At 56.5% G+C, this 18,818-nt stretch carries 17 protein-coding genes; 9 read left to right on the top strand and 8 right to left on the bottom strand.

Features of this window, described 5'->3' with window-relative positions; translation table 11 throughout:
- Positions 1 to 194: 194 nt before the first annotated feature.
- A complete protein-coding gene (locus tag ACR0AA_RS21645) occupies positions 195 to 1,160 on the bottom strand; it encodes a sodium-dependent bicarbonate transport family permease (protein ID WP_480665873.1) in 966 nt (321 codons plus the stop codon).
- 97 nt (positions 1,161 to 1,257) lie between these two features.
- On the opposite strand from ACR0AA_RS21645, the gene ACR0AA_RS21640 reads away from it, so the two are divergent.
- The 5 genes from ACR0AA_RS21640 to ACR0AA_RS21620 all read left to right on the top strand — a co-directional run bounded on the left by ACR0AA_RS21640 (position 1,258) and on the right by ACR0AA_RS21620 (position 5,042).
- Positions 1,258 to 2,169: a hydrogen peroxide-inducible genes activator gene (locus ACR0AA_RS21640; protein WP_480665872.1), complete on the top strand. Its 912-nt coding sequence runs from the start codon at positions 1,258 to 1,260 to the stop codon at positions 2,167 to 2,169.
- Positions 2,170 to 2,558: 389 nt separating this feature from the next.
- Positions 2,559 to 2,891: a hypothetical protein gene (locus ACR0AA_RS21635; RefSeq protein WP_480665871.1), complete on the top strand. Its 333-nt coding sequence runs from the start codon at positions 2,559 to 2,561 to the stop codon at positions 2,889 to 2,891.
- Positions 2,892 to 2,940: 49 nt separating this feature from the next.
- Positions 2,941 to 3,657, top strand: coding sequence for a HupE/UreJ family protein (locus ACR0AA_RS21630; protein ID WP_480665870.1), 717 nt, complete (start codon positions 2,941 to 2,943; stop codon positions 3,655 to 3,657).
- A 12-nt stretch (positions 3,658 to 3,669) separates the two neighbouring features.
- Positions 3,670 to 4,281: a transmembrane anchor protein gene (locus ACR0AA_RS21625; protein ID WP_480665869.1), complete on the top strand. Its 612-nt coding sequence runs from the start codon at positions 3,670 to 3,672 to the stop codon at positions 4,279 to 4,281.
- A 518-nt stretch (positions 4,282 to 4,799) separates the two neighbouring features.
- Positions 4,800 to 5,042, top strand: a complete 243-nt coding sequence (locus ACR0AA_RS21620) for a glycine zipper 2TM domain-containing protein (protein ID WP_170492798.1) — start codon at positions 4,800 to 4,802, stop codon at positions 5,040 to 5,042.
- 434 nt (positions 5,043 to 5,476) lie between these two features.
- On the opposite strand, the gene ACR0AA_RS21615 is transcribed toward ACR0AA_RS21620, so the two are convergent.
- The 7 genes from ACR0AA_RS21615 to ACR0AA_RS21585 form a co-directional block, all read right to left on the bottom strand.
- A complete protein-coding gene (locus tag ACR0AA_RS21615; RefSeq protein ID WP_480757345.1) occupies positions 5,477 to 6,532 on the bottom strand; it encodes an ABC transporter ATP-binding protein in 1,056 nt (351 codons plus the stop codon).
- On the bottom strand, positions 6,532 to 7,779 hold the full coding sequence (locus ACR0AA_RS21610; protein WP_480757342.1) for an MGH1-like glycoside hydrolase domain-containing protein: 1,248 nt from the start codon (positions 7,777 to 7,779) through the stop codon (positions 6,532 to 6,534). The genes ACR0AA_RS21615 and ACR0AA_RS21610 overlap by 1 nt, the downstream gene beginning before the upstream one ends.
- A 5-nt stretch (positions 7,780 to 7,784) precedes the next feature.
- Positions 7,785 to 8,993: a carbohydrate ABC transporter permease gene (locus ACR0AA_RS21605; RefSeq protein ID WP_480665866.1), complete on the bottom strand. Its 1,209-nt coding sequence runs from the start codon at positions 8,991 to 8,993 to the stop codon at positions 7,785 to 7,787.
- Positions 8,993 to 10,225, bottom strand: a complete 1,233-nt coding sequence (locus ACR0AA_RS21600) for a carbohydrate ABC transporter permease (RefSeq protein ID WP_480665865.1) — start codon at positions 10,223 to 10,225, stop codon at positions 8,993 to 8,995. Before ACR0AA_RS21600 ends, ACR0AA_RS21605 begins: the two co-directional genes overlap by 1 nt.
- Positions 10,226 to 10,290: 65 nt before the next feature.
- Positions 10,291 to 11,646 carry an ABC transporter substrate-binding protein gene (locus tag ACR0AA_RS21595; RefSeq protein WP_480665864.1) on the bottom strand — a complete coding sequence of 452 codons (1,356 nt, stop codon included), beginning with the start codon at positions 11,644 to 11,646 and terminating at the stop codon, positions 10,291 to 10,293.
- Positions 11,643 to 12,803: a LacI family DNA-binding transcriptional regulator gene (locus ACR0AA_RS21590; RefSeq protein ID WP_480665863.1), complete on the bottom strand. Its 1,161-nt coding sequence runs from the start codon at positions 12,801 to 12,803 to the stop codon at positions 11,643 to 11,645. Before ACR0AA_RS21590 ends, ACR0AA_RS21595 begins: the two co-directional genes overlap by 4 nt.
- 350 nt (positions 12,804 to 13,153) lie before the next feature.
- Positions 13,154 to 14,032, bottom strand: a complete 879-nt coding sequence (locus tag ACR0AA_RS21585) for a LysR family transcriptional regulator (RefSeq protein WP_480665862.1) — start codon at positions 14,030 to 14,032, stop codon at positions 13,154 to 13,156.
- Positions 14,033 to 14,108: 76 nt separating this feature from the next.
- Between ACR0AA_RS21585 and ACR0AA_RS21580 the strand changes: the two genes are divergently transcribed.
- The 4 genes from ACR0AA_RS21580 (at position 14,109) to ACR0AA_RS21565 (ending at position 18,815) form a co-directional block, all read left to right on the top strand.
- On the top strand, positions 14,109 to 15,026 hold the full coding sequence (locus ACR0AA_RS21580; protein ID WP_480665861.1) for a DMT family transporter: 918 nt from the start codon (positions 14,109 to 14,111) through the stop codon (positions 15,024 to 15,026).
- Positions 15,027 to 15,345: 319 nt separating this feature from the next.
- On the top strand, positions 15,346 to 16,158 hold the full coding sequence (locus tag ACR0AA_RS21575; protein WP_480665860.1) for a tetratricopeptide repeat protein: 813 nt from the start codon (positions 15,346 to 15,348) through the stop codon (positions 16,156 to 16,158).
- 447 nt (positions 16,159 to 16,605) lie between these two features.
- On the top strand, positions 16,606 to 17,091 hold the full coding sequence (locus ACR0AA_RS21570) for an invasion associated locus B family protein (RefSeq protein WP_480665859.1): 486 nt from the start codon (positions 16,606 to 16,608) through the stop codon (positions 17,089 to 17,091).
- Positions 17,091 to 18,815: a ShlB/FhaC/HecB family hemolysin secretion/activation protein gene (locus ACR0AA_RS21565; protein ID WP_480757334.1), complete on the top strand. Its 1,725-nt coding sequence runs from the start codon at positions 17,091 to 17,093 to the stop codon at positions 18,813 to 18,815. The genes ACR0AA_RS21570 and ACR0AA_RS21565 overlap by 1 nt, the downstream gene beginning before the upstream one ends.
- Positions 18,816 to 18,818 lie beyond the last annotated feature (3 nt).

Raw genomic sequence — 18,818 nt, 5'->3', positions numbered from 1 at the left:
ATTTCCTGTAAGCGTGGTTCCCTGACTAGGAATGAGTGAAAGCAGCCTCCAACCTCTCCTCTTCACCTGCCCCGCCAAATAAGGCGCTACAGGTAAAGAGTGGTCGCTCAATGAAAATGAACTTCGCCTTTCTCAATGCTACATGGCCTTCTTGTTTACATAACTGAACTTCCACAGCCTATCCGTTCGGATTCTCAGAACAATCCGGCAAGCCAAAGATAAAAGGGCAGGCCGACCGTGACATTGAAAGGAAAGGTCACGCCGAGTGACAGTGTCAGGTAAATTCCTGACTCGGCCTGTGGCAATGCAATCTTCATCGCTGCGGGCACAGCAATGTAAGAAGCCGATGCCGCCAGCACCATCAACAGAAACAGGCTGCCGGTCTGAAAACCAATCACGACGCCCATACCCATCGCAAGCACTGCGCCGATCATTGGCATCATGATGCCAAAGGCAAACAACCCGAAGCTCAATAGGTGCCGGTTGCGCAACAGGCTGCGCCCCGCCGACAGGCCCATGTCCAGCAGAAACAGGCAGAGTATGCCGGTGAAAGGAGTCACGACAAAGGGCGCGATCATCTCCATACCTTTTTCCTGTGTCAGCGCGCCGATCAGGAATGCGCCGGTCAGAAGCACGATTGAGCCATTTGCAAAAAGCTCTCGCATGGACACACAACCGGCTGCACCTTCATGTCCAAAGCGATGCGCGATCCACAGCGCCGACAGAATCGCCGGGACTTCCATGGTCGCTGCCACGGCGACCATGTAGCCATCCGAAGCAATGCCGCTCAGGTCCAGCAGACTGGAGGCGGCGACGAAGGTCACGATCGAGATAGAGCCGTAATGCCCGGCCACCGCGGCGGCGTTAAGCGTGTTCAACCGGGTCATGCCACGCAGAAGGGCGTAAGCGACAAAAGGGAGCAGGAACGATAGTAACAGCCCCGAGCCGAGGGCGGCGAAAACCTCTGAGCTCAGCCCGTTTTCCGCCAAGCTGTGCCCGCCTTTGAAGCCGATCGCCAGCAGCAAATAGAGCGACATGAACTTCGCAGCACCTTCGGGGATGGAAAGGTCACTGCGTACAATAGCGGCTAGTAGACCAAGGACAAAGAACAGGATCGTCGGCACCATCAGGTTGCCCACAAGGCTATCAAAAATCTGCATGATTTGGCTCTCCGGAACATGTTTGGAGCCTGTTGCCCGGGATTTCACGATAGTTTAAATACAATTGAACGGCAGAAAGAATAGTCTGAGGTTATGAATGCGCCCAACGCTGCGCCAGATGGAGTATATTGTCACGGTCCATCAATTGGGCAGCTTCGGTCTTGCTGCCGAAACGCTGCATGTCAGCCAGCCCAGCCTGTCGAACCAGGTGGCAGCGGTGGAAGCCGACCTTGGTGTCCGACTTTTTGAGCGTGGTCGGGCCGGGGCACGCGCAACAGCTCGCGGCCTTGAATTTGTCACTCGTGCCCGCCGTATTTTGTCTGAGGTCGCAGCCTTGCGCGGTGCGATGCTTTCGGATCTGCCTTTTGGGGGCAGGTTGCGGTTAGGCGTGCTGCCATCAATCGGGCCATATCTTCTGCCGCAAGCGATTAAGGCCCTGCACGAGTCTGAGCCCGACTTGCGCGTCATTGTGCGCGAGGAAAACACACTGAACCTTGACGAAGGGATAAGAAACGGTCGCTTTGACGCGATCATTTCTACACCCGAGGATCACCCGAACACCTTTCAGCATCAACTGTTCGTCGAACCACTCTGGGTCGCGGTGGCACAGGACCATACGCTGGCAGGGCGCGCGCAAATCGCGGCGGAGGACCTCGCAGGGCAACGGCTGCTGACGCTTGATACAGGCCACAGGTTGGCGCGCATCGTCTACGGTATCGCCGGAGCGAGTGGGGCCACGGTTTCCAACGACTACGAGGGCACAAGCCTCGATTCCATCGTGTTGATGGCGGCGACCGGGGCAGGGATCGGCATTCTCCCCGACCTATTTGCGCGACGACAGGGCATCCACCGCAGCGAAGTCCGTGTCATGCCGCTTGTCATGCCGGACGCTGATCGAACAATCAGCATCCTCGTACCAAGCGACCGTCCGGAGCACTATTCTGGTGCGCTCGCGAAAATCCTGCGCAGCGCCGCCGAGGCGCTCGAACTGAAAGTGACAGAGGCATGAAAAAGGGGGGTGTTTGACTTATTGATACTGCCTGATTTCACTGCGTGGATCGAAGGAGTTTCGCGCGGCCGCTTGCCAAAAGCTACAGTGGTTCATGGTCAATCAACTCATGGAACCGCTTCGTGGCACAGCTCGGCCAATTCTGCATCTTTCGGGTGTTTAGACGACCCTGTTTGGGCTGAAACTCCAATCCCGCGTCTGCTTCTGCTCGGCATCGACCTCATGGTGCTGGCTGATTGCAGGCGCCCTCGGCGCGTTTCGGCCGGGTAGGAAGTACGGGGTGGCTTGCGTGAAATTGTGGTTTTATCATATAAGCCGAGATAACCCCCGGGAGGGGATATAAAAAGGCCGCAGAGGCATCTGTAAGCGTGAGAGCAGTTCAGAGATATATGCAAAATGCGATGGCGGCTTTGGTCTGTCTGTCTTTGATCGTGTGGTCGCTTCAGCCCAACTCGGGCCATGCTCCGACGGTGATCGAAACCGTGCAGGAGCATTTGCAGATCATTGCAGAGCACGGGCATACCCACGGGTTTGAGGAAGATCTGCTGTGGGCGATGCACGGGCACAGTCATGATGGTGCAGATCACGACCACAGCCAAATGGTTCTGCCGGAAACCGGTAATGCGCTTTCGCTGGCGTCGTTCACAGACGATTGGGCCTTGGATAGGGTGCAAGGCGGCCCCTTCAGAAACATCGGGATAGAGCGACCTCCGCGCGTGTGAGGCAACCCCATTCGGGGTTTCCAGCTTCACACAACAACGGAGATCATCCATGAAATTTATCATTCGGGGTCTGGACGGGCGCGCGACGCTCCTGCTTGCCCTCATCACTACCAATCTGGCTCTGAGCACGTCTCAGGTGCTGGCTCACAACGTCACCGAAGGCGACGCGGGCTATATCCAGGAAATCTGGGGCGTGAACATTATCCCCTTCATGTATCTTGGGGCCAAACATATGGTCACAGGTTACGATCATATCCTGTTCCTGCTTGGCGTCGTTTTTTTTCTCTACCGAGCCAAGGATGTCGGCATCTATGTCAGCCTCTTTGCAGTCGGTCACTCCACGACAATGCTGTTGGGCGTTTGGTTCGGCTGGGGCGTAAACGCCTATATCGTTGACGCCATTATCGGCCTTTCGGTTGTTTACAAAGCGCTCGACAATCTCGGCGCGTTCCAGCGCTGGTTGGGGTTCCAACCAAATACCAAAGCCGCGACGCTGATTTTCGGCCTGTTTCACGGCATGGGTCTGGCGACCAAAATCCTCGACTACGATATCGCTCCGGAAGGGCTTCTGGCCAACTTGTTGGCGTTCAATGTTGGTGTGGAACTGGGCCAGCTTTCGGCCCTAGCAATTATCCTTATCGTCATGGGGTTCTGGCGTAAGAGCCCGTACTTCTTCCAACAAGCTTACAGCGTAAACGTCATCATGATGACCCTGGGGTTCATCCTGATGGGCTATCAGATCACCGGCTTTTTTGTGACCGCGTAAAGGAGTTCAGTCATGTTCAATACAAAGAGACCAAGCCTTGAGGAACTGCCAAGCTCGGCTCAGCTTATCCGCTCGACCATTATCGCCGGCGCATCGGCCGCTGTGATCCTTGTCACGGTTGTTCTTCCCGCCGAATACGGGATCGATCCCACCGGTGTGGGTCGTATGATCGGGCTGCAAGAAATGGGTGAAATCAAAACCCAGCTTGCCGACGAGGCCGAAGCCGACCGAGCGCTCGAAAGCCAAGACCAGTCGAGTTTGCTGAATGACGTCCTTGGCCTTTTTGTCAGCTCGGCCTATGCGCAGGAGGCTGAGGTCTGGCAGGATGAAACCAGCTTTACGCTGACTCCGGGAGAGTCGGCTGAGTGGAAGCTGGTCATGGAGGAAGGCGCAACGGCTGAGTACCTTATGGTCGTGACCGGGGGGCGGGTGAACTTCGACCTGCATGGCCACGGTGGCGGACAGTCGATCACCTATGAAAAGGGGCGAGGCTCAACTGGTGCAGAAGGCGCCATCGAAGCGGCATTTGCCGGTGAGCATGGTTGGTTCTGGCGCAACCGCGACGCTGGCGACGTATCAGTGATGGTACAGGTCCGCGGCGACTACAGCGAAATCGTCAAGTAAGCAAAGCAAGCCACCGTGCAAACACCTTGTGCGGTGGCACAATTGGACCATTCGATTTACGTGAGAATGTCAGAAGACTCTGCCATTGCGCCATGCCACCCCCCCCGAAGTCAAAGCTGTGCCGCCGGAATGGCTTGAGACTCCTGTGCAACTTAGAAGCTTTCTGTTACCGAACTGATGACTCGGTGAAACCGCTCGTATTTGGGGTAGTATCCTTCCGGATCACCAGCATCGAATGCCTCCTGATATCTCGTGCTGGCGTCGGTGAAGTTCGTCACAGCCCCATAAGTTAAATGATGCGCAGCAACCGGAGGTTGGGATTGCTGACCACGAAAGTCCTGGGGAATTAGCTGTTTTTCAACCCCAGGCCGTATCGCTATGTTGCTCGGCCGACGAGTTGCCCGGTATTAGGCGGTTTTTTGCGTCTCGACTGTCCGTGGGTTGGAGAGTGGTTCGTCAGTACCTACATGTCTGGAAACAAAAGGCCGTGACATACGCGTGATCTTAAGGAATTCGACATGAAGAAGACTACAATCGCTTGCCTGCTCGGTGGCACATTGCTGCTGGCAGCGTGTGGAGCACCAACAACGCCAACACAGGCGCAAGCACAAAGCGATGCGCGGTGTGCTGCCGGCATTCTGGGCGGTGCAGCCCTTGGCGGTGTCTTAGGCAACCAGGTTGGTGGAGGCACAGGCAAGACCCTTGCAACCGCGGCCGGTGCCGGACTTGGGATGTATGCGGGCCAATCGGCTTGTAACTGACGAACAGGAACACAAACGGCAAAGAGAGGGGCCGGCCGAGAGGCCGACCACTTGCTTTTGCGAAATTGTGTTATGAATCGCCTTACCGGAGCGCGGAACGGAAACTCGCTCCGGGCTCGATCTCGCAGTTTTGCAGCGCGTCGTGATCCCATGCAAATTGGGAATTCCCTGCTGGTTTGCAGATGGCGGTGAAGCAGACAAAGAGTGGCTTGGATTCAAAATCGTTTTACCAACCGATGCATCCCTTGTTGATTGGCTTCGTGGTGGCTAGGTACTAATTGCATAAGTCGGAACGAAAAAAACGCCCGCTCAATAGAAGAGGGCGCTTTTGTTTTGGCTTCGAATTGCACCCCGAGAAACGCCGCAGACTTCTGATGAAGTTGGGCAAGGGCCTTTGGGTGGGTTCGATATGGCTGGACAGAATTGTTAGTGTCTTAGTTCAACCCCAGGGCCTGCCCGTTGCCGTCAAAGAAATGCAGTTTGTCCGCTGGAAAGTGCAGGCCGATCTGTTCCTCTGGCTTCAGATCCGTATCTCCATTCAATCGAACCGTTACTTTTTCTTCGCCACCACAATCAACGATCAGGAAAGTGTCTGCGCCCAGATACTCGATTACCTCAATGATGCCATCACATTGGCCGTCACCAGCCGCGACCACCTCGATGTGTTCTGGCCGCACGCCAAGTTTGGTGGCGTTGCCGGACCGGTCGAAATTGCCGCTGCGACCGTGTTCCAATGTGTAACTGCCGCCTTCGGTAGAACAGGGCAGGATGTTCATTTTCGGACTGCCGATGAATTGCGCGACAAACAGGTTGGCAGGGCGTTCATACAATTCGCGCGGCGTGCCCACCTGCGCGATCTTCCCGTATTCCAGAACGACAATCCGGTCGGCGAGTGTCATCGCCTCGACCTGATCGTGGGTCACGTAGATCATCGTGCGCTTCAGGCTTTGGTGCAGCTTGGCGATCTCATAACGCATCTCGACCCGAAGCGCCGCATCGAGGTTGGACAGCGGCTCATCGAACAGGAACGCCGTGGGGTCGCGGACGATGGACCGGCCAATGGCCACCCGCTGCCGCTGACCGCCGGACAGGTCTTTTGGCCTGCGTTCCAGAAACGGTCCCAGTTTGAGAACCTCGGCGGCCCGGTTGACCTGTTTAGCTATCTCAGCCTTGGGAACCCCGGCGACTTTCAGTGAGAACCCCATGTTTTCAGCAACAGTCAGGTGCGGGTACAGCGCATAGGATTGGAACACCATCGTCAGTCCGCGTTTAGAGGGCGGATGGTCCGTGACATCGCCGTCATTGATCAACAGCGACCCGCGCGAAATGTCCTCGAGCCCGCCAATCATGCGCAACAGGGTGGATTTTCCGCAACCGGACGGTCCGACGAAGACGATGAACTCACCTTCCTCAATTTTAAGGTCAACGCCCTTGATGACCTGCGCCGAGCCGAACCACTTTTCGACGGATTTTAGTTCGATGCTACCCATCAGGCCCTCCCTGCCCAGTGAAGCCAGACAGCGGCTGTCCAGGTGAATGCCTGGCCGCCCGCTGGGCTGCCAGTTTTGGGGTCGAAGTATTCTGCGAACCCAAACCCTGAGATCAGTTCGGCGGTTTTCTGGCGTAATGCTTCTGCCTGTTGCGTATGTCCCATATCCGCCAGTCCGAAACCGATCATCATGTTCATAAAAGCCCAGGTTGGGCCGCGCCAATATCGGCGCGCGTCGAATTTCGGCATATCCGGATCGTAGCTTGGAACGGGGTAGGGCACGGTATCAAGTGCGGACTTCAGCCGTTCAAGCATTTGGTCAGACTCGATACTGGCGTACCAGCACAGGTAGGACGCGTTCGAAACACTGTTGGCCATCTCTTTGGTATGTGCGTCACGCGAGTCGAAACTTCCCAAGTCTTCGTTCCATAGCGAACGCGCTCCGGTTTCCAGCAGTTCGATGTCCGCACTCAGGCCTTCGACCTCCAGTCCAAGCTTGTCGCTGATTACCAGCAAGTCCCGTGCGGCGCGCAGAGTTGTAAACGTCATCGTCGGGTCCGCAACGCGGAACGGGTTTAAGGACAATAACTCTTGCTGGTCCCAGCCCGCATCTCGGCCGATCTGCACCAATTTGATATATCGGTCATAATCGAACTTTGTGGGCCGGTCGTCGCTGTTTACATGGCTGGTGTCGCGGCGCTGGTATTCCCCCACATCCGACGCATCCATGCGCGCCATAGAATTGTCCCAATCCGGGGCGTTGTCGCGGCCAGCCTCCCACGGATGGGTGGTGCAAACTGCACCGAAATCATCAAGGCGCCATTTCATGATCCAGCGATGCCAAGCCAGAAGTTTGGGGAACAACGCCTTCATGCGAGTATCCCCGAATGCGGTATCCTGTTCCCAGATTTTGCGGGCCATCGTCGCGGCGATCGGGGGCTGTATGATACCCGAAGACGGAATTGGACCATTGCACCCCCAAACGTCGGGGCCGGGGAAATACCCGTCATCCTGCTGGTGGAACAGGATATGCGGGACCATGCCGTCTTCCCATTGTCCGGTGAACAGCGTCTCGATCTCAGTCCAGGCGCGGTCGAGGTCGAATTGGGCAAAGCCAAGCGCGGCAATCGCGCTGTCCCAGTTCCACTGGTATGGGTACAGCCCCTCGGTCGGGATGGTGTAGCCTCCGCGATCATTGGCAATCAGGATATTGCGCGCTTCGCGGTCGGGGTTTGTATGTTGGTTCATCTGTGTCATCCTTTGACAGACCCCGCTGTGAGGCCTTTGGTCATGAAACGTTCAAGCCCCAGGAACAGCGCCATGATCGGAACGGTGGCGATCACCGCACCGGCCATCAGGTGCTGACGGGGAATTTCTGAGGAGTTCAGCATCGTGACCCCTCGGGTCAGGGTGAATTTCGACGGGTCGTCCAGCAGCATGAAAGCCAGCAGGAATTCATTCCAGGCGATCATGAAAACGTAAAGCGAGACCGACGCCAGCGCCGGCAGACTGAGGGGCAGGGTGATCTTCCAGATCACCGCCAGACGCGACAGGCCATCCATCAGCCCGGCCTCTTCCACCTCGGTCGGCAGACCCCGGAAATAGCCTTGCAGCATGTACAGCGCGACCGGGATCGTGGTGACCGGATAGATCATGACGATGCCGAGGATCGAGTTGCGCAAGCCGGTCAGTGAGAAAGCGATATAGATCGGCAGCGCCAGAACGATCATCGGCACCATGTAGATCAACAAGATCGAACGCGAGAACGCCTTTTGACCCTGAAACCGGAACCGCGCCACCGCATAAGCGCCGGGGACGCTGAACAGCAGCGTGATAAACACGGTCAGGACCGAGACGTAAAGCGAGGTCCATAGGTATGTACCGAAGTTGAAGTCCCGGAACAGTTCGGTGTAGCTGCGGAACAGTTCGGTGCCCTGAGACAGGTCGACCGAGAAGTCCAGCGGGTTCTGCAATAGCGCCTGCTGGGATTTCAGGCTGGTCATCACCATCACGTAGAAGGGGATCACGACGATTGCCGTGAAAAAGATATAGCCGAACCCTGTGCAGAAGCGGATCACCGCCTCTTCGTATTCATGGCGCGTGAGCTCCCCGAATGGTGTTTCTTTCAGGATCGCCCCCAAGGAAAGGTGCATGACGACGGCCATGGCGATAACCGTGACCACAACAGCCTGCAGAGATGTGTCTGAGCCGATCAGAACCGGACCAAATCCGGTCAACCCGGACAGCCCCAGCAACGCCGATATCCCCAGACGGGCCGGAGCACGCTGCGCGGGAAAGCGGACATAGACTAAACCGGCGACTGAACCCCAGATCAGACTGAGCAGAACTTGCGGGCGAAAAGCGGCCCCGGTTGAGAACGACATGGTGATGGCAACGGTGGTGGCAACCACGACAAGCCACAGAGCGCCCAGAACCGGGGCAGTAAGATACCCTTTGCGCATCACAGGCCCTCCTCTCGGCTGATGAAACGGAAGAAGACAAAGCTGAAGGCGATCAGGCACACCAGGATCACGACGGCCACCGCCGCACCGGCACCAATATTCGAGATCGCAAAGGCCTGCTCATAGACGTTCACGGTCAACGTGCGGGTGCCCGCATTGCCGCCGGTCAGCAGGAAAATGTCGTCGAACTTGTTGAACGTCCAAATGAAGCGCAGCAGGAACAAGACCGACAGGATGCCCAACAGTTGCGGGATGCTCAGCAGCCAGAACTTCTGGAACGGAGAGGCCCCGTCCATATCCGCCGCCTCGTACATGCTGGAGTCTATGGACTGCATTCGCGCCAGGATGAACAGGAACGACAGCGGGAAATAGCGCCAGATCTCAAACACGGTGACCATGATCAGCGCTAGCGGGCGTTCACCGAAGAAATTGATCGGCTCGCCGCTCAGCCCCATCTGCACCAGCAAAGCGTTAGCGGAACCCGAGAAGGGGTCAAACAGCGTCACCCATGTGAAAGCGACGGCGATGACGGGGGCGACATAAGGGAACAGGTAAAGGCCGCGGATGAAGCCTTGTCCCCTGAAGCTCTTGTTCAACAGCAAAGCTGCGAACAAGCCCATGACCAAAGCGCCAATCGTGCCGAAGACTGTATAGAACAGCGTGACCCAGAGGACGCCCCAGAACTCTGACCCATCAAAGACACGAGCAAAGTTCTCGAGGCTGAATTCAAAGTTGGTCAGAACGTTTGGCCCACTGCCCGTGAGGCGAGGTTCGGAGTCTTCGACGATTTCCTCGAATGCGTCGGGATCGCTGTTGATCGTGACCGGGATGCGGACACGCTCACGCTGGCCGCCGTTTAAAGTGCCGAAATCGCAAAACAATTCCTGCCCGTCTAAAACGCACGGCGCGGCAATTTCTCCGACGGCAACACCGTCGGGTAGCACATCAGTCAGGGTTACGCCGTCGATGGCGATTTCCTGACTGGAATTGCGCAGCCGGTATTCAATCCGCAGATCGTCACCAGAGCCGCGCAGGCTTTCGCGAACGACCGGAGCAGGCGGGCGGAGGTCGGACAGGGTAAACGGTTTGAAGCTGATCCAGATGATCGCCAGCAAGGGCAAAATCACCACAAGCGACACGCTGATCACGGTCGGAGCCAGCAGCGCCCAGGCCAGACGCGCCTCGCGTTTGGCAAGAGCCCCGGTTCCGGTCGGTGGGGTGGCCGAAGACATGAGTTACCTCGAAGGTTTGGGTGCAGCGGCACGAACGCCGCTGCAGATGCCAATAATTGGTGGCGTTACTCGACCTTGGCGAGTTCTTCATTCATCGCGGCAACGGCTGCTGCTGCGTCGATTTCGTCATCGATATATTGGCGGACAACGCGGTTGATGGCCTGACTGTTGATCATCTTCGACGCCAGCGCCAACTGACCTTCGGCCACGCCCCAGCGCTGTGCAACGTCCAGGCCGCCTACGATCTCGTCGATCATCGCTTGGTCATAAAGCTCACCCAAAGGTGCTTTGCGGTCAACGCCTACAGGCAGCTCGGCCCATGCTTCGGCAAAGGCCGTCGGATTGTCGGCGTTGCCGCGACGAACCGGGAACTTGCCCTCGGGCGCAATCGCCAGGGTTTGCGTGTATCCATCATCCATCGCGAATTTCACGAACTCCATCGCGGCATCCGTATCCGCATCGTTGGTAATGCCGAAATACCGCACGTCGCCCCACGCTGCGCCATCCGGGTTAGATGGGCCCGCGAAATTGGTCACGATACCGGTTTTGCTCGCCAGTTCGCTTGAGGTCGGATCGTCTGAAATTGTTGGCGGCGCGCTGTCACGCAATCCGGCAAGTTCATCCAGAATGAAGGGCGACCAGATGATCATCGCGGCCTTGCCGTCGAAATAAAGTTCGCGCGACTGCTTCCAGTAAAGCTCACCCGGAGGCGAGGCTTTCGAGATCGCCTTGTAGAAATCCAGAACTTCGGTTGTCTTGGCCTCATCCAGCGGCTGGAAACCATCCGCGCCAACCGGCGAGACGCCGTTGGCAAGGAACACATGCTCCAGCACCTGGCTCATGAAGTTCTCATCGACCTTGGTCGCGGCAACAAAGCCATACATTTCGGGCGGGTTGTGCAGTTTTTCCAGCGCGGCCAATACGTTGTCGAAAGAATTCGGCGCTTCCAATCCCGCCTCGTCAAACAGGTCTTTGCGATAGACAACCATCTGGGTCCAGCCATCAACCGGAACCGAGGCCGTTTCGCCATTGAATGCAGCCATCCCCAGCGCACCGGGGGCGAAAGTGTCGGCACCCAGTTCCTCGATCACTTCGGTTGCAGCTTCGGTGTCAAGGATGCCTGCTTCGGCCCAGGGCAGGGCGTATTGCAGCGGGTGGTAGACCACGTCAGGCAGGTCTCCGGCAGCGAATGCAGCAGTGGCTCGGGTACCGAGATCGGTTTCTGTCACCGGGATCACTTCAACCGTGGTGCCGGTTTCCGCCTTGAACTGGTCCGCCATTTCCTGCTGCTTTGCAAGCCGCTCTGGCTGTTCTTCGGTTGTCCAAAAGCGAATTGTATCTGCCTGTGCGGACATTGCTGCCAAAGCCAGTGCAAGTGATGTTCCCAGCATCAGTCGAGATGCCTTGGGTGTGAGTTTCATGGTCGGTCTCCTCCCCGGTTACCATTTTTGAATTGCGTAATTTTTTGCGCCAGTTCCTCGGGTGTCAGGCGCGGTGGTCCATCAGATTCCCGTTCCAAAAGAACGGCTTCGCCAAGCTCACGCAGGCTTTCAGGCGCTTCACCACGGGTCTGCCGTATGAGCATTTCAGCAAGACGCTCTCCGGCCCGCTGTGAGTCGACGCTGAATGTCGTAAGCCCCGGGCTGACATATTGGCATTCAGGTATGCCATCATAGCCAAGGATCGAAACATCCCGTCCGATCTGCAGGCCAAATTCGGCGCAAACAGAATAAGACCCCAACGCAGCCAGATCTGTCGCAAAGACGATTCCGGTAGGCGGGTTCTCAAGCTCCAACAAGGCCCGCGCTTGGGTTGCCCCTTCATCGCGGGTGCGCGCGCCTTCACGGATCAGATCAGGATCGATAGGCAAACCAGCGGCCTTCAGGCCGTCAAGATACCCATCGCGGCGGAGGTGGCTGTAGTTGAATTTCGGATCGCTACCGACAAAGCCGATGCGACGATGGCCAAACCCGCTCAAACGGCTGACCGCACTGCGGATTGCCGTTTCGCCGGAGATATCAAACCATGACGTATCGCCGTGAAGGTCGCCCTGACCATACCCTGTTCGACCATAGAGAATGAATGGAACCTTCAACGCCCTCAGGTACTCGACACGGGCGTCGTCGACTTCGGTTCTGGGCAGGATAAACCCATCCGCCTTGCGCTCTTCCACAAGCCGTCCCAGAACGTCGAGCATATCTTTTTCGGACTTGGCCGTTGATATGGTCATCGTCCAATCGAATACGCTGGCGGCTTCGCAAGCACCTGCCAGAAAGTCCTGAAGAAACGGATTGTGCCGGTCCGGTTCTCCGCTGTTGATAACCATCGCAATGGCACGCACTTTTCCTGTGCGGATCGCCTGCGCGTGGCTGAGCGGGCGATAGCCCATCTTTCGCGCAGTGGCTTCAACCCTCTTCCTCGTGGACTCAGAGATATCGGAATACCCGTTCAAAGCGCGTGACACTGTGCTCTTTGAAAGACCGAGATGATCAGCCAGTTCGTCCAACTTCACCCGGCCGGACGCCGAGTGGCGCCGGAGCTGAGTTTGAGGCTGTGGTAGACTAGGATTCGGTCTCATCTTGCCAATTGTTCGTTCCGAAACCGGTTTCGGCAACGAAAAATTTGAATGCTCGACATTCCGGTTTCTGCAAAAAGGGTGAACGGAGAGGCTCGGTTTTCAGGAACGTGGCACGAAAACTACAAAGCCCGCTATTTGCAGCATCGCTGCCGCTTGCGTCGATTAACGCCCTTAAACGTGTTGCGGTGCAGTATGCGCGCTATCAGTACGTTAGGCATTATCAGCCCAAAGAAGATACTCGGCCGGGCCACCTAAGGCGGATAGTTGTCATTTGTCGCTTAACACTCTGACGTGCGCATTGAACTCAAACGGTTCAACTCGTGATGGTGGACGTCCTTTTGTGATCCCTGTCAGGCGACGCTTAGGTTCTTCTCTACCATTTCCACAAAGGCAACCGCTGCCGGGGATGGCGTTGCATGGGGATGCATCGCGAGACCGATGGTGCGTGTTCTGACCGGACTCAATGGTTTTCTGATCCAACCTTCCTTTTCGGTCCAGGGTGGCAGAGCCATTTCGGCCACGACCGACACGCCTTGCCCGCGAGCCACCATAGTCAGGGTGCTTAGGACCTGAGAGGTCCGATAACGGACCTTGGGGCTTAGGCGAGATTGGGTGAACAGACGACGGATGATACCGGCGGAACCAGATTCTGGCATTATGAAGGGCGCTTCGCACAATTCGTTCAGCCGGATGGAGGGTTGCCGCGCCAATGGGCTTTCAGCGGCAACCAAGGCGACAAACTGGTCTTTCGCAACGGGCCATGTCCGAAAACGGTCATCAGGCAAAACGACAAAACCAAGGTCGACACGCCTATCTTCGATCCACCGGATGACCTCTTCGTCGGCAGCTTCTTCGACCATCACCTCGATGCCTGGGTGGGCTTTGTGAAATGTTTCGAGAAGGCGCGGCAAGATTTGCAATGAAGATGTCGCGCCGAAGGACCCGATGCGCAAACTGCCGGTCTGAACACCGCGATATTCGGACGCCTCTTGCAGCATGGCATCCGACAGCCCGAGAATCTGGCGGGCGCGGGCCAAAAGGCTCTTGCCCAGTGGTGTCAGTGCGATCGGCGAGGAACTGCGATCGAACAGAATGACGCCAAGCTCTTCTTCGAGATTTTTGAGCGCAAGCGACACTGCTGGCTGACTGACGCCCAGTCTGAGGGCCGCCGCGGTGAAACCGCGTGTCTCAGCCAATGTGGCGAAGATTTTAAGCTGCCCGAAAGTCATAAGTAAATCCTTATTTGACTATACTACTGTATAACTGAAATCAGGTGCAGGCAATTGGATCTATCAGGTGGCCCGTATGTCCCAAACCCTGTCACACTCAATCAGCCCGCTGAACTTCCTGCTCTATCTCCGGCTCACCATGATGGCTTTCCTCTGGGGCGGCACCTTTGTCGCCGGACGCATAGTTGCAAACGAACTATCCCCTCTGGTGGCTGCAACGGCTCGGTTTGGCTTGGCCGCAATGGTGTTGTTGTCGATCTTGTGGAGGATCGAAGGCCGTTTGCCGCGGCTCACCTGGCGGCAGGCCGTATTGATAGGGCTGCTTGGGCTGACCGGTGTTTGCCTTTACAACCTGTTCTTCTTTGCCGCTTTGTCAGAGATGCCCGCCTCCAGAACGGCTCTGTTCGTGGCTTTCAATCCTATCGCTGTGGCTTTGACTGGCGGTGTAATCGCACGTCGGCTCTTACCGTTTGGGCAGGTTGCCGGGATTTCAGTGGCTTTTGTCGGGGCGCTCATAGTCCTCACCCAGGGAAATGTTGTCGGAGTGCTAGCTGGCGTTCGGCAAAGTTTTGGGCAAGGAGAGATGTTTATGCTGGCCGCAGTGGGCAGCTGGGTAGCCTTTACCCTTCTGGGACGAAGGGTACTTGGGGATATCTCACCTCTGGCGGCTACCACCTGGGCGGCGCTGATCGGTTTTCTGTTGCTGATGTTGGGGCTGTTGTTCACCGGTCCGGCTCAGGTGCCGCAGCTTCCGACGCCAACTTGCGCCTTAGCCATCGTCTATCTGGCTATCGGCGGTACTGTGGTGCCTTTTGTTTGGTTTTGCCACGGGGTGAGCGCGCTTGGACCTGAACGTACTGCGGTCTTTACCAATCTCGTCCCTGTATTTGGGGTGTTGCTCGGCGCCACACTTTTGCAAGAGCCGTTGAGCCTTGCCATGCTGGTCGGCGGCGCAATGGTGCTTGTCGGGGTGTCCCTCACCAACCGTGGCTAGTGCCTTGGATCACAAAGCGTTGTGGCTGATTTGGGTGTCGGGGCAAGTAAACCGATTCGTCGTTTAGAAGCTCTGAAGCTGGATCACCTGTCTCCCGGGTCAGTTCGGAAACGTTAAAAAGCTCAGACATTTTGTTTTCATGGATACAAATGTGGCGTCAAACAGGCCGGGCACCTCTCCAATCGACGCGAGTTGCCACATTGCGGCCACAGACCAAAGGTGCATAACTTATTAGTGAAGTTTGATCTGATTTTCCCCCTTAACGTGTGCTGTGACCTTTGTTAGCGAGAAGCTAATAAAATAAACAAAAGGTTACGGAATGCGTATTTTGAAGACCGCTTTTGGCGGAGCTGCTTCCGCATCTATTGCGTGTGCTGCATTTGCTGACGTTCCCGCGGGCATAGCCGCCCTTGAAGCTGGTAATGTTTCGGGCGCAGTCGAGGAGTTCCAGGCTGGTTTTGATGACGGTGACGCGGATGGTGCGTTTTTCATCGGGCGCCTGTTTGAGATGGGTCTGGGAACTGAGCGCGACATGCGCCGTGCTGTCGAGCTCTATAGCGCGGCCGCTGATCAGGGGAGCGCGCTGGCGCAGAACCGGCTCGGTTTAATGTACCTGAACGGTGAACTTGTCTTGCAGGACTACAAGCGCGCTGCAGAGTTAATTTGTGCGGCGGCTGAGTCTGGAGATGCCAACAGCGCATTCAACTGCGGGTTGCTATTCACAGGTGGACAAGGCGTGGAGCAGGATGCGGTCAAAGCCGTGACCTATTGGCAGCAAGCCGCAGAGCAGAACCACGTGGCGGCAATCAACTACCTCGGTCAAGCCTATTACGATGGTGACGGCGTTGCGCAGAGCTATGAAACCGCCTTCAAGAACTTCTCGCGCACCGGAGGGGCTGGCAATCCTCTGGGTCTCTTCGAGCTGGCCAAAGCCTATCAGTCAGGCAACGGCGTGGAGAGGGATCTGATTAAAGCGCATGGCTATGCCAATCTGGCGTCTGCGCGGGGCATGGAAGAGGCCCGTGTGCTGCGAGATACGCTGAGTGCACAGCTGGATCGTGATGATCTGGAGGCAGCACAGAGTTTTGCCCGCGAATGGGAAGCAATGCCGCTGGATCAGGCTGCGCAGTAGCGCGCTTTCAGGCTTTGAGTTCTCGTCGGTTCAGATTGGTTCATCTGTTATGAAAACCCCACTTCTATTCTCCGTGGCTGTTGTGTGCCTCCTGAGCGGTTGTTCAGAAACTTCACCAGAACGGCTGAAGGAGATTGATAGCGTTTCTCCGTCAAGCGACGGCGACTATGCGGCATCCATAGAAGTGCGCGCAAACCATGCCGATCAGCAGGGTACGTTCAGCCAGAACGCATTCAACGAGATTTGTGCGGGACCCGCGACCATCACGTCCCGAAGCGTTTCGGCGCCATTCGACAAACAAACCACATACACACAAAAGACATGGAATGCAGCTGCCGGGCAATTGGTCCAGACGGCGAGCTTTCCCGTAAACACGCCGCATGTTCGCATAACCTACAGGTTTGAATGCGCATGAGGAGCGGATCTCTATGCCGGTTGGCGATGAGTGTGGGTCTCGCCCTCTTCCAGTCGACGGCTTTGGCACAAGTGGCTGAGCCCCAGTCTACGGAAGAGGTGTTTTCGGACTGGCGGGTATTGTGTCAGTCCGTGAAGCAAGGTTCCGCATGCCAGATGCTCCAAAGTGTTGCCGCCGAAGAGAATGGCCCTCCTGTATTCCTGCTGAGTGTTTCTGACGATGAGGACACGGGCCAAAGCTATGCGGTCATAACGGTGCCTGTTGGTGTCTATCTGGCTCCGGGCATCGAGTTGCACGTGGACAAACGCCGTCCCTTCAAGGTTCTGTACGAGGTCTGCGACCAACTTGGTTGTCACGCGGGGTTTCGGATGGACGGCGATGTCCTGGCGGCATTCCGGAAGGGACTGGAAGTCAAAGCCCGAGTTTGGACAGCCCGCGACAAGGCGGTTGATTTCCCGGTTTCTCTGCGCGGGTTCACCGCTGCTTACAATCGGATCAGAACGGCGGGGGACAACTGATGGGTTTGCGATCCCTCTTCCTGACAACAGCACTCGGTCTCAAAGCGATCTTGCTGATGGCAGCAGCTGTTTCAGCGCAAGGCGTCGCGCCGGGTGATTTGCAGCGCATCGGCAACGATATTCTTCAACAGCAAACTCAGCAGACGGAAGAACAGGAACGTCGTCGCCGGGAATTCGAAGAACGTGAGGATGTGGTGCAGGATCAAACTGCTGGAGCGGAACTCTATGTCCCTCCTCCGGGCGGGCCGTGCTTTGAGATCCGCAGCATTGACCTCGAGGGTTTTGAAGCGTTCAAACGTAAGCCGGTAGGCTATCGCAATCTGATTGGCACCTGTGCGACAGCGGCCGACATCGCGCAGACATTGAACCTGATCAATACATTCTATCAGGAGCTGGGGTTCATCACGACCCGCGCTTACGTGCCAGAACAGGATATTGCAGACGGGTCTCTTGCGATCACCATCGTGCCGGGCCGCATCGAAGGCTATGTCTACGGAACTGGCAAGCCTGCGGATGTGCGTCTGAATACGGCCTTTCCGACTGCACGCGGAGACCTCTTGAACCTGCGCGATCTGGAACAGGGGTTAGAGAATATTAACGCGCCCCGGTCGGCGAGCGGACAATTCCAGCTAGTGCCCGGAGAGACGCCTGGTGGTTCGTTCATCCAGGTTGACGTGCAGGACCGCCGCCCATGGTACTTGGATTTCCAATTCGACAATTCCGGTTTCGAATCCACCGGCCGGATAAAAGGTACCAGCACCTTTGGTCTCGACAATGCATTGAATCTTAATGACCAGCTGCGGATTGGGATCACCACCACCCCCTTTGAAGAACGCGGTGAGCGTTATTCGGATTCTGTTTCTCTCGACTGGGGTCTGCCGGTGGGCAACTGGTTGTTCAATGCGGATCTTGGAGCCAGTGACTATCGCTTCATCACCCAGGGCATCAATCAATCCTTTGTCACAGAGGGGCGCAGCCAGTACCTGATCCTTCTGACCGAACGGCTATTGATGCGAAACCAGACATCCAAGGTTTATGCCTATGGCGATCTGAAGCTGAACAGAACCAAAACCTCGATCAATGGCATTGAGATCACCAGTCAGCGCCAGCGCCTGACAATCGCCTCGCTGGGCCTGAGAGGTGAACAGACCATCGGACAGGGGCGGCTGTTCTGGAACATAGGCTTAAAGGCCGGACTCGATGCGCTGGGAGCTGACATTCCAGAACGGAGCGTCATTGATCAGGATTTCAGACTGGTAAAACTCCGCGCTGATTTCTCTACTCCGATTGGGGAAAGCGGTTTGACCTATCGGGGTACGCTGGCCGGGCAATATTCGGACGATATCCTGCCGGGGATTGAGCAGTTCGGTATCGGTGGCTGGAGCACGGTTCGCGGCTTTCACGACAATAGCCTCTATGGCGATACCGGTATCTATCTGCGCAACACCGTAGAATGGGGTGCTTACAAGGCACCCAGATTTGAGGTGCGCATGAATGCTGGCCTCGATCTTGGGTATATCAAGCCGTCGACCTTGCGCCGCTGGTCACAGGATCATCTGGCAGGTGTCAGTCTCGGCGCGGATATTATCATGAACAGTCAGGTCACGTTGCAGATGCAGGTGGCGCACGCGTTAAGCCGACCTGAAGATTCCCCACCCAACAACAATCCAGCCTTCGAGTCCGACAAGACCGTTGGGTATGTCAGTCTGAGGTTGCAATTCTGATGA

It is taken from the genome of Ruegeria sp. CE8, from assembly GCF_056537465.1.
The sequence above is the reverse complement of the archived record's forward strand: the minus strand, read 5'-3'. Positions and strand labels throughout refer to the sequence as shown.